The following is an 11,756-nucleotide window of genomic DNA, read 5'->3' on the forward strand; positions in this document are numbered from 1 at the left end:
GCTGATTTCTTGCCGCAGGAGAGTTTGACCGTGGGTGCTCGAAGTGGTGGCGAAGCCGACAAACTTGGAAATCATTACGAAGGTGCCTGGACTGTCATGCATCTTCTTGAAGTCCTTGCTGGACGGGCTGAGTCTCTAACCGTTGAACCGCTCGGCGATGTGGGTGATGGGGTGGAGTTCATTCTGCGTCGCCATAATTCAGTTGAAGCGCACCAGGTAAAGAGGAAGCATGGAATCTCCGGCGAGTGGAAGCTCGGGGACTTGCGGGCCAAGGGCGTGTTGGAAGCTGCTCGAAATCACGTGGAAGCGGGAAGGGAGTTTCATTTTGTTTCAACCATTCCTGCTGTTAGTCTTGATCGGCTGGCTGAGCGCGCTCGCCACTCTCCGGATGTAAACACATTCATTGACACATTGTCCACGGATAAACTGGAGAAAGATTTCAACTACCTTAGTTCGAAGTCTGTGTATGGCTCGTCAAAAGTGGCATGGGATGTTCTACGCGGAATCTGGGTTGATACGACCAGTGAGAGGAATGTGCGGAACTTTAACTCTGCATATTGCGGCCTACTTCTGTCGGGTGCGCCAGCTCCTGCTGCTTCAGTGTCGCTGGGTGATCTGATAGTCGAAAATCTTGCTACTGTCCTTGATTATGATGCAATAGTCGAGCTCCTGTCCGACTACGAGCTTTCTCTTTCAGGAATCCTCGGTTCCCTTCCGCTGTCAAGGCTGATCAAAGAAAGGCTGGTTAGCTGGAAGGCGAACATTGAGCGCGACCAAATATCCCCTCCAATTTATCGAGCTGAGACTGATCAGATCGCCACCCACATAATCAATGAGCGAAGGTCTGTTTTCATTGTGGGGGCAGGTGGGATCGGCAAGAGTACCGTCCTGCACGATGTCGTGGAAAAAACTGAAGCAGACGAATGGGTAGTCCTACCGTTTCGGGTGGATCGCGAAGAGCCCTTCTCATCAACGTATGAGCTGGGTCAGAGGTCCGGTTTGAGTACCTCACCAGTATCAGCATTGGCGGCAGTAGCGAGAGAGCGTCCATGCTTGTTGGTCATCGATCAGCTTGACGCGGTGAGCAAGATCTCGGGTCGGATGCCCCGTATGTTTGATGTGGTTGATGATCTGGTCCGTGAAGCTGCTGCTTTCCCGAACATGAGGGTGTTGCTGGCTTGTCGTAGGTTCGATTTTGACAATGATGACCGCATTCGATCCCTGGTTAAAATCCATGATATGGCTCGAGTGGAAATTGCGGGGCTTACAGAAGAGCAGGTCGTAGGGTCGGTGGCTTCATTTGGTATCAATGCGAGCTTGCTCAGTAAGCAACAAGTAGCACTACTTAGTACCCCCTTCAATCTTAAGCTGTTGACCATAATTTCTGACAACGGAAGCTTGCCTTCTTTTGTAAGCGCGAAAGATCTTCTCGACTCCTATTGGGATACAAAAAGGCGAGACTGTCAAAGTGGCCGATCCTCGACGGTTCATTTTAGTAAGGTTATTCGCACCCTTGTTGATGAGATGAGTCAGAGGCAGCGCCTGGTAGCTTCTACAGCGGTTCTAGACGATGAGGATCTTATCCCCGACGCGGGAATAATGGCATCCGAGCATGTCCTAGTTCGCGAAGGGCAGGAAATTTCATTCTTTCATGAGTCCTTCTTTGACTATGCATTCGCACGTCAATGGGAGCGTAGGCAGCAGACTCTAGCTGAGTATCTAGCCCAGGACGAACAAGAGCTTTTTCGAAGGACTCAGGTCCGTCAGGTTCTCGTGTACCTACGCGAAGCCGACCAGCAGCGTTTTATAAGGGAGGTCGATAGTCTTCTTTCATCGCATCGAGTCCGCTTCCATATCCAGCATGTCACTATGGCGGTCCTTCGCGACTTGAAGGATCCCGTACCCGCTGAGTGGCGAATGGTTGAGCGACTACTTGACCAAGATTTGTCGTTCTCGGATCAACTTCGGTGGACCCTTCGTACACTGCCTTGGTTCGGTCTTCTCGACTCTGAAGGTGTGCTAGAGGAATGGCTCAGATCTGGAGTTCCTGATATCCAGCGGCGAGCAGTAGAAATCATGCTGGGAGGTGCAAAGGATAGCCCTGACCGTGTGGCGCAGCTTCTATCCCCGTATGCGGGTCTAGCGCCCGAATACGGTCTCTGGCTTCAGCATGTCATTCGCTTCATTAATGTTCATGAGAGTCGCAGCTTCTTTGAGCTCGTTGTTAATGCTGTTCGCAGGGGCGAATACAGCAACTATGAAAATGGGCTCTTCCTATTCGTCCGCGACCTGGCGGATAATGAGCCCGAATGGGCTATCGATCTTCTCGTTGCGTATTTGAGCGCTCGCCCTGGAGCGCTCGCCCTAGATGACTCTGGTCAAATGGAATCACTGTCGTCACGCGACCATGGGCTGATTGAGATGATAGAAACGGCGGCAACCAAGAGCCCTGCTTACTTCGTCGAGTCCCTGCTGCCGTACCTTCTGAAAATCATGGAGATAACAGAGTACGAAAACGACCGTGGGGTTTTCATAGATCGCCAGTTTGGATTCTACCGTATGGAAGGTCGACATCACTCCGTAGGGAGCGCTCTGTTTGCCAGCACCATGAATGCTCTACGTTCTTTCGTCGCTCAAGATGCAGAAGCTGCGCGTTCGGCGATAAATCAGCTAGCTAGCGATCGTCACGACACTGCACAGCGGTTGCTCTATATGGCGCTTGGTCATAGTGAAACATATGCGGAATACGCGGCAAGGCTCCTTCTTGATAGGGATAACGGCTTTTACGCTACGAGGGATGAGTGGGCAGTCCAAGAACTCATCAAAGGAATTCAACAATATATCTCAAATGACATTTTCTCAAGGTTGGAGTCCGCAGTTCTAGAACTTCACCCTTCTTGGGAAGGAATGCCTCCTGGTAGGTATGCCAACATCCTTCTTTCCGCGATGGATGAAAGTAGGCTATCGGAAGCCGGCAGGCGGAAGCTCGGGGAGTTCAGGCGTCGCTTTGGGACAGTTCCCACTGTTAGACCTCCCGAGTCGTTCGGAGGCTACATCAGCTCACCGATTCCGGCCGAATCTGCTAGACGTATGAATGATGATCAGTGGCTTGGGGCTATGGAGCGCTATGACTCTGACAGGGAAGATTGGACAAGCTTTACTGGTGGCGCTCATGAGCTTGCGGGTGTATTGGAGGAGTTGGTTAAAGCAGACCCTGAACGTTTCGCTCGCTTGTCGAGCCGCCTGTCACGAGGCTATGATCCATCCTACGCATGTGCAATCTTGCGGGGTATTGGATCGAGCAAAGTTTCGATAGACCCAACCCTTGCGTTTGAAGCTATGAGAAATATAAATTCGCTTGGAGGTGAAGAGATTGGCCGCTGGCTAGGGTGGCCTCTCCGTGTGTACATAAAGGAAGAGATGCCCGATGATGTCATTGAGATTTTTGTAAACCGCACGCTCCATGGCTCAGATGTGAGCACTGGGCCGGAGGAACTACCCGACGACGACCTTGACCAAAGTTTGACGACGAGAGCAATGAATTCGGCTCGTGGTCACGCAATTGAGACATTGGGGCGGATTGTCGCCGCTGATATCGACGGTCAGCGTACGCAAGTTGTAGCACCAGTCCTATCTCAGCTCGCCAGCGATCCCTCTGTTGTCGTGCGAACTTCTGTGGCTCTCCTCATTAGTTCTTGCCTTCGTCACGCGCAAGATGAAGCTATTGCAGCATTTCGTCTGTTGATTCAATCTGATGATCGCATGTTTGCTGCGCGCTACGTATTTCGTCTTATTATGCGGGTTGGCTATCATGAAAGCTCAGTCATTGTTCCAGTGATCCAGAAGATGATTGCTTCTCCTTACGCTGAGGTTCGAGAGTGCGGCGGCAAGTTGGCCGCCTGGGCTACGGCCGAGTTGGGTCTAGAGGACCTACTCATAGAAGTACGGCAGAGCCAGGATGTATCAGCTCGCAAAGGTGCCGCTGCTGCGTGTGGAGATATGCTCCCGTACGCAAGCGATAGCTCAATGATCGGAGAAGCACTCAGGGAGTTCTTCGAAGATTCTGAGGAGGAGGTTAGAAATGGAGCTTCTAATGTGGCCGCAGCTTTGCGTGAAAAGTCACTGCGACCGTTTAGAAGTGAGCTGGAAGCTCTCATAGAATCTCCTGCTTTCAAAGTCGCAGTGACACAGCTTCTGATCACACTGGATCATGCTCCTGATCGTGTCGATGGCTTGATTCTTAAATGCGCTCGAAGGTTCGTGGATGTCAGTGGCAGGGATGTTTCCGACATTTCAACTCATGTGGCTGCCGACGCCCGGAATGTTGGTGAACTTCTGATGCGGGCCTATTCTCAGGTGCGAGATAGTCGAGTTGTTAGAAGTGAAATACTGGATTTGATTGATGAACTTCTCTTGTTTGGGGCGTTCGATCTCAATAGGTTGGTTGACGCATTTGAACGCCAATAGCAAACGACCTGTTGGAAGGTTCACCTCTCATGCCGATCCCGCATCCGCACCCCTCGCTCCAACAGCCTCAGCCGCACCGTGTCCGGGCTGACCTCCATCCGCCGGCCGATCCGTGCCAGCGACCACCCCAGTACATACAGCCGCGCCGCCTCGTCGATCTGGTCGGGGGAGAGGCCGGTGCGGCGCATCTGCGCGCCGTGGCGCTTGAGGATCTTGCTCACCGTCTGTCGGGCGATGCCGAAGCGCCGGCCCAGCTCGTAGACCGTGGCTCCTGCTTCGTAGGCGGCGACGATCTCCCGCGCCTGGTCGCTCTTGATCTGCTTGGCGCGGGCGGAGAGGCTTGTGCGCTCGCGCGGAGCGACCGGTGCCGAGGCATCAGGGAGCTTGCCCAGCAGCGCCTCCAGTGCCTTGCGCTGCCGGGCCGGGTTCGAGACAGGAGTTGCCAGGGGAGCCAACAAGCCGGGCCTCGTGCCCGGCTTTTTTGATATCCGGGGTGGTGTCGTCCGGGATACACCGGTAGCTGTGTCCGGGTGGTGAGTGGCGGACCGGCGTCAGGACGGCGTCCCGTGCTGTCGGGGTCCGCTGGCATGTGCGGGCACGGCTGCGTCCGTGACCGGGGATTCAGGGCAGAGCGCCCCGGCGGGGACCGACGCCCGAGGGGTTCCGGTGCCTGGCGTTTCCACGGGCCGTGGCCGCGCGGACCGGGGACGAGGAGCGGTGGCAACCGTGTGAAACCAGGAGGGCATCCTCCAGACGATCGTGCCGTCGTTCCTGGCGAAACCACGGGACGAGTGTTGTGATCGGGGAGCTGACGTCGTCACGCGCCCGGACGACGCCCATCACCCGAACATGCCGGAGGCGGCCGCCTTCGTCCGGGCTCTCCGGGCGCGGACGGGGAACCCGGCGCTTTCGAGGCCCCGACCAGGGCCAGGCGGGTCAGGAGGCCGCGGGAGGCGCCACGGCCCCGGTCCGGTCGCGCGCTCCGATGGGGACGACGAGCGGTGTGTGCGCGACCGGGTCCGCGATGACTGTGGACTCCAGTTCGAACACCTCGGAGATCAGCCCCGGCGTGAGCACATCGCTGGGGGGTCCGGAGTCGACCACACGCCCGTCGCGCATGGCCACCAGCCGGTGGGCGTACCGGGCCGCGAGGTTCAGGTCGTGCAGCACCATCGCGACGGTCCTGCCGTGCTCGTTGTTGAGTTCCCGTACCAGGTCCAGCACCTCCATCTGGTGGGCCAGGTCGAGGAAGGTCGTGGGCTCGTCCAGCAGCAACAGGTCGGTTCCCTGCGCGAGCGCCATGGACAACCAGGCCCGCTGGCGCTGCCCGCCGGAAAGCTGCTCCAGCGCGCGTTCCGCGTAGGGCAGCATCCCGGTGAGTTCCAAGGCCTCGGACACCGCCGTGTGGTCGGTGGAGGACCACTGGCGGTACCAGCGCTGGTGGGGGTGGCGGCCACGCGCCACCAGGTCGGCCACGGTGAGTCCGGGCGGGGACTGGGGGGACTGGGGAAGCACCGCTATGGTCGTGGCGACCTCGCGGGGCGGCTGCGCGGAGATGGGGGAGCCGTCCAGCAGCACCTGGCCCGCGCCCGGACGGAGCAGCCTGCCGAGGGCGCGCAGCAGGGTGGACTTGCCGCAGCCGTTGGGGCCGATGATGGCGGTCACCTCGTGGTCGGCGACGGCGAAGTCCAGATCCGAGGCGATGACGTTGTCCCCGTATGCCAGGGTGACGCTGTCGGCGTGGAGTCGTGCGGAGGGAGCACCGCCGGAGCCGTCCCCGCGGCTCTGTGTCACGGACGCCGTGGTGGTGCGGTTGTGGCGCACAGTACCTCCAGGGTGTGCGGGGTCGGCCGTCACAGGCGGGCCTCCCGGTGACGGCGGATGATCAGGTACATGAGGTAGGGAGCCCCCAACACGGAGGTGACGACCCCCACCGGAAGCTGGGTGGGGGCGAACAGCCCCGCCGCTACCTGGTCCGCGACGAGGGTCAGCGCGGCCCCGGTCAGGGCTGACGTGACGAGCGGCGGGTGGGAGGACCTGCACAGCCGCAGCGCCATCTGCGGCGAGGCCAGGGCGACGAAGGTGATCGGGCCGGTCGCCGCGGTCGCCACGCACACGAGCAACGCGGAGATCAGCAACAGGACCAGCCGTGAGGTGTTCACCCGTACACCGAGCCCCCGCGCCGTGTCGTCGCCCAACCCGAGAGCGCCGATGACACGGGCGGTGATCAGGGCCGTCGGCAGCAGGACGAGCAGGGAGAGCGCGGCGGGCACCGCCCGGTCCCAGTCCGCGGCGTGCAGACTGCCGGTGAGCCAGGTCTGGGCGCGAGCCGCGTCCTGGATGTTGGTGAGGCTCAACCCCCAGTACACGAGGTTGGCGCAGAACAGTGACGTGGCGATTCCGACCAGCAGCAGCCGCGTGCTCTCCACACCTGACTGCCAGGCGAGACCGAACACCACGACGGCGGCGCCCAGGCCACCGACCAGTGCTCCCGCCGGCACCCCGACCTCGGAGACGAGACCACCGACCTGGCCGGCGCTGCCGCCGAGCACGATGACAGCGACAGCCCCCACTGCCGCCCCCCAGGTGATGCCGAGTGTGTCGGGGCTCGCCAGCGGGTTGCGGGTGATCCCCTGCATGATGGCGCCGGCGAGGCCGAGCGCCGCTCCCACCAGTAGCCCGGTGAGCGCACGCGGCATCCGAAGTTCGAAGAGGACGAACTCCGATCCGGAGTCTCCGCCGCCGACAAGCGTGCGCAGCACCGTGTCCACACCCATGGGGTAGTCGTCGAAGGCGAGCAGGGCCCGGACGAAGGCCGCGGCGAGCACCACGAGCAGGGTCGCCGCCACCAGGAGCGGACGCGGTTGCCAGGTCCAGGAGAATGGGCCGATCCGCAGGGCGCGGCGGTTGAGGCCGGTGCTGGGCGGGGACGGCCGGGGTGGGGAGGTGGTCATAGCGATATCAGCTTCTGTCGCCGGATCAGCATGATGAAGAACGGTGCGCCGAGCACCGCGAGAATGATTCCTACCTCGATCTCGCCGCTGCTCGTCACGAGCCGGCCGGCGATGTCGGCGAGCAGGATGACGACCGCGCCGATGAACGCCGCGTACACGGTAAGCCACCGGTGGTCCGGACCCGTCACGGCGCGGGCGATGTGCGGGGTCATCAGTCCGATGAAACCGATCGGTCCGGCAGCCGCGACCGCGCCGCCGGTGAGAAGCGCGACGGCGAGGACACCGGTAGCGCGGATCAGTCTGATGCGCTGGCCCAGCGCCGTCGCGACATCGTCGCCGAGGGCCAGGGTGTTCATGCTGCGTGTCAGGGCGGCGGCCAGGACCAGTCCGATGAGGAGGAACGGCAGAACCTGCCAGATCACGTCGGCCGGCCGCGCGGCCAGGGAACCGATCCGCCAGAACCGGTAGACCTCCAGGCTCTGCTTGTCCAACAGCACGATGGCTGAGGTGAGCCCGTACATCAGCGCTGTCATCGCCGCCCCCGCCAGTACCAGGGTCACCGGTGTGGGGCCGCGCGTTCCGCCCGATGCCAGGGCGAACACCGCCATGCTGACGAGTAGTGATCCGGCTATGGCCAGCCACACGTACTGGCTGACGCTGGCGAGGCCGGCGAGGTAGATGCTGGCCACCACAGCGCAGGCGGCACCGTGGGTGATGCCGAGAAGGCCGGGGTCGGCGATGGGGTTGCGGGTGAGGCTCTGGATGAGTACGCCCGCGACGGCGAGGGCGGTGCCGACAAGTATTCCCAGGAGGGTCCGGGGCAGGCGCAGCGACTGGACGATGGTGCTGGCCTCACTGGTGTCCGTGGAGAACAACGCACCGAGGACCTCTCCCGGCGGAAGCATCCGTGATCCCAGCGAGACGCTCGCCAGGGCGGTCAGCGCCAGCAGGGCGATCGCGGGGAGGAGCAGGACGGCCTGCCGGCGTCGGGGCGGCAGCTCGGCTGGAGCGGGATGCCGGACGCGTTCTCGCTCGGCGAGCACGGAGTCGCTCACGCCTGACCCTTCCCCTCGTTCGCAGGGCCTCGGGGTGGTTCCCGGGGCCGCCTGTGTCCTGACAACGACCAACCTGTCAGTATTAGGCTAGACAAACCTAACGTACATTGCGACAGGAAAGGGACCCCCATGCCTACTGCCAGCCCCGCGCGTTCCTCCACCAGGGCGCTGCTTTCCGTGTCGGCGGCGGCCGCGGTCGCGTTCGCCACCGCCTGCGGTACCGACGGCGGCAGCGGGGACGACTCCGGCGGCGGGGAGGCCGCCGGATTCCCGCTAACAGTCGAACACGCCATGGGCGAGACGAGCGTCGACTCCGAACCCTCCACGATCGTCGCTCTGGACCAGAGCTACGTCGACGCCGCTGTCGCCTTGGAGACGGAGGTCATCGGGCGCACCGAGTACTACACCCCGGACGGGGAGATGCCCGGTTACCTGGGTGATCCCGGAGAGGAGTACGCCGGCGACGCCGAGGAGCTCGGTTCGCTGGAGTCGCCCGACCTCGCACGGATCGCCGAACTGGAGCCGGACCTGATCGTGTCCGCGAAGGCCCGGCACGCCGACATCTACGACCAGCTGAGCGAGATCGCGCCGACGGTGTTCTCCGAGACGACGGGCGCCACGTGGAAGGAGAACATCGAGCTGCTGGGGGAGGCGCTCGGGAAGAAGGACACGGCCCAGCAGAAGATCGAGGACTACGAGACGCGCGCTGCGGAGGTCGGCGACGCGATCGCGGAGGAGAACGGCGGTGAGGCTCCCACCATGACGCTGGCCCGGTTCGCCGGCGAGCCCACGGTCCGGCTGTACTCCTCAGCCTCGTTCCCCGGCATGGTGCAGGCCGACACCGGTATTCCGCGCCCCGAGGACGCGCCGGACACCGAGGACGGGATCTCGGTCGACCTGAGCCAGGAGGAGATCCTGGACCTGGACGCCGACCACATCTTCGTCTCCCAGTACGACGCGGGAACGGGTGAGGTCGAGGACCAGGCGGAGGAGTTCCGGTCCAACCCGCTCTGGGACCAGCTCGAGGGAACCAAGCACAAGGTGGATGACGTGCGGTGGGTCTCCTCGGTCAGCCTGCAGGGCGCCAACGCGATTCTGGATGACCTTGAGGAAACGTTCGACGTGCAGGGGTGACGGTACGTTGCCACCGGTTCGGTTCCCGGGCCGGTGGCAACCGACCGTTTTCACGGTTTCTGGGCGAGGCCGCCGAAGATGAAGTGCCGACTGTGCTGCTGCATCACGCATTCCCCGCTCAGCCGGGAGGACGCGGGCAGCGGGTGCCAGTCGTCCACCGGAACCAGCCCCGGCTCCCGGAGGTTCCAGTCACCGAAGTAGGCGAGGATCTCGTCGTGGTCGCGCCAGATGCCCGTGCCGAGTTTCTCGAGGAACGCCGCCTGCAGGTGGTCGGCCTGCGCGGCCCACTGCGGGAACCGTTCCTCTTCCGGACGCAGGAAGTGGCTGATGGCCAGGTAACTGCCGGAAGGAAGTTCGTCCCGCAGCTCACGGGTGATTCGTTGCGGCTCCTCCTCGTCACTGAGGTGGTGCAGAATGCCGCCCAGTATCAGTCCGATCGGCTGGGTGAAATCCAGGATCTCCTCGTCCCTGCACATGGCGAGTAGTTCCTGGGGAGCGGTGAGGTCAGCTTTGACGACGGTCGTGGTGCGCTCCTCGGTGAGAAGCGCGTGGCCGTGCGCCAACACGATGGGGTCGTGGTCCACGTACACCACACGGGCGTCGTCCATCGCCTCCCGCGCGATCTCGTGCACGTTTCCGTCCGTGGGGAGGCCGGAACCGATGTCCAGGAACTGTCGGATTCCGGAACCGGAGAGGTAGCGGACGGCGCGCTGCACGAAAGCGCGGTTTCCGAACGCGAGGTCCGTGACGATCGGTACGACGCTCTCGGCGTACTCCGCCATGTCCCGATCGACCTCGAAATGGTCCTTACCGCCGAGATAGTACGAATAGACCCGCGCGATGCTCGGTTTCGACATATCGGGCGGTTCCGGTACGGACGATTTGTAGTTTTCGCCCGTTTTCTTCAGGAATTTCGGGGTGTCAAGGCGATCCATTGCCGTACCTCTTCTGGGGGGAAGCCGGATCGTACGCTGGAAAGTCTATTCTTCCCGCCAGGGGCAGGGCAGCCTTTTGCCGGAAATCAGTGAGGTGGCCTCGTGCGTCCCGAAGGTGGAGAGGAGCTGGTGCAGGTCATGCGCTCCGGGAGCGGACCGGGGCCGTGTAGTGTGCGCGTGTTCCCGGCAGAAGCGCCGTGACCAGCACAGCCGTCGATCCCACGAACACGGCCACCGGGTGGGGTTGGTGAGGGTCACCAGCGTGCCCAGGTTGGACACCGTCCAGAGCAGGTAACCGCCCGCCGTGAACAGAACCCCCAGAACACGCTCCGACTCCTCCACTTGGCCAACGTGGCCGGTGCCGGGACCACGAGGGCGGCACGGCGAGAAGCACCACGAACAGGTGGAAGATCAACAGGGCGGGGAGGGCCAGAAACCAGTCGATTGGCTCGTGGACACCCCGGAGAAGAGAAGTACCAGGAACACACGCAACCACGCGATGGTGGAGGGGCGGAGGCGGGACACGGATTCTCCACGGGTGGGAGGGCACTCTCAGGAGCTGCGGATCAACGGTTCGGCAGTTCGACGGTGTAGGCGTACACCACGGCCGCGTCCTCAGCGTCGGGCTCCCCACCGGGGTCGGCGAGCCCCTCCTCCGGGAGGACGACCAGGGCCTCGCGGTCCACGCGCCCGTCGGAGGGGTGCGCGCCGGTGCACTCGACGATCATCTCGATGTCCTCGACGTCCTCCCGCACCGAGAACAGCTCGTACTCCTCGTCGGTGGGGCCGCCCCCGCCCCGGTAGGTACCGAGGTTGTCCGCGGTGCAGAACACCTCGGCACCACCACGCGTGGTCGCGAAGCGAAGCTCGTAGTAGGGGCGCTCTCCCTCGAGACGCGTCCCCTCGATCTCCGGGTTCTCAGCGTCGGAGGGGAGGGTCAGGCCGCTCTGCGTCTCGAAACCTTCCCGGAACTCTTCCGGAGGATCCGTCATGGTCTCCGCCGGTTCCGGTGACTCCTCCCCGACGGGAGCGTCACCAGGGGAACAGGAGGCCAGCACGCCCATGGCTGCCACGAGCGCGGGAATTCGGAAGCGAGGCACGCTGTCCACCCTTGCACAGCGCGCAGGCCGGTGTCGCCGCGGGGCCGAGGGTATCGGGCCGTACCACACCGGTGCGGTTCGGCGGGGAGGGCGAGGCTTCCGCCGGCTGTT

8 protein-coding genes are annotated in these 11,756 nt (G+C 62.3%); 2 read left to right on the plus strand and 6 right to left on the minus strand.

Annotated features, from left to right (window positions below; translation table 11 throughout):
• The first annotated feature begins 9 nt into the window (after window positions 1-9).
• Window positions 10-4,467, plus strand: a complete 4,458-nt coding sequence (locus FHX37_RS04935) for an ATP-binding protein (protein ID WP_141922371.1) — start codon at window positions 10-12, stop codon at window positions 4,465-4,467.
• 20 nt (window positions 4,468-4,487) lie between these two features.
• Here FHX37_RS04935 and FHX37_RS04940 read toward each other — a convergent pair whose 3' ends face one another.
• The 4 genes from FHX37_RS04940 to FHX37_RS04955 all read right to left on the minus strand — a co-directional run bounded on the left by FHX37_RS04940 (window position 4,488) and on the right by FHX37_RS04955 (window position 8,476).
• Window positions 4,488-4,922: a helix-turn-helix domain-containing protein gene (locus FHX37_RS04940; RefSeq protein WP_211351745.1), complete on the minus strand. Its 435-nt coding sequence runs from the start codon at window positions 4,920-4,922 to the stop codon at window positions 4,488-4,490.
• A gap of 481 nt (window positions 4,923-5,403) precedes the next feature.
• Window positions 5,404-6,261 carry an ABC transporter ATP-binding protein gene (locus FHX37_RS04945; RefSeq protein WP_141922372.1) on the minus strand — a complete coding sequence of 286 codons (858 nt, stop codon included), beginning with the start codon at window positions 6,259-6,261 and terminating at the stop codon, window positions 5,404-5,406.
• Window positions 6,262-6,320: 59 nt separating this feature from the next.
• Window positions 6,321-7,421, minus strand: a complete 1,101-nt coding sequence (locus FHX37_RS04950) for a FecCD family ABC transporter permease (RefSeq protein WP_141922373.1) — start codon at window positions 7,419-7,421, stop codon at window positions 6,321-6,323.
• Entirely contained in the window at window positions 7,418-8,476 is a 1,059-nt protein-coding gene (locus tag FHX37_RS04955) for a FecCD family ABC transporter permease (RefSeq protein WP_246062082.1), read from the minus strand. Before FHX37_RS04955 ends, FHX37_RS04950 begins: the two co-directional genes overlap by 4 nt.
• A 129-nt stretch (window positions 8,477-8,605) precedes the next feature.
• Here FHX37_RS04955 and FHX37_RS04960 point away from each other — a divergent pair, with 129 nt between their 5' ends.
• The gene (locus FHX37_RS04960) at window positions 8,606-9,610 is read left to right on the plus strand and encodes an ABC transporter substrate-binding protein (protein WP_141922374.1); all 1,005 of its coding nucleotides are present in this window, start codon (window positions 8,606-8,608) and stop codon (window positions 9,608-9,610) included.
• Window positions 9,611-9,660: 50 nt separating this feature from the next.
• Here FHX37_RS04960 and FHX37_RS04965 read toward each other — a convergent pair whose 3' ends face one another.
• Both FHX37_RS04965 and FHX37_RS04970 read right to left on the minus strand, forming a co-directional pair.
• Window positions 9,661-10,467 (minus strand): SAM-dependent methyltransferase, encoded by an 807-nt coding sequence (locus FHX37_RS04965; protein ID WP_246062084.1) that lies wholly within the window; start codon window positions 10,465-10,467, stop codon window positions 9,661-9,663.
• A 644-nt stretch (window positions 10,468-11,111) separates the two neighbouring features.
• Window positions 11,112-11,645 carry a hypothetical protein gene (locus FHX37_RS04970; RefSeq protein ID WP_141922376.1) on the minus strand — a complete coding sequence of 178 codons (534 nt, stop codon included), beginning with the start codon at window positions 11,643-11,645 and terminating at the stop codon, window positions 11,112-11,114.
• Window positions 11,646-11,756 lie beyond the last annotated feature (111 nt).

Source organism: Haloactinospora alba (assembly GCF_006717075.1).
Taxonomy (GTDB): Bacteria; Actinomycetota; Actinomycetes; order Streptosporangiales; family Streptosporangiaceae; genus Haloactinospora; species Haloactinospora alba.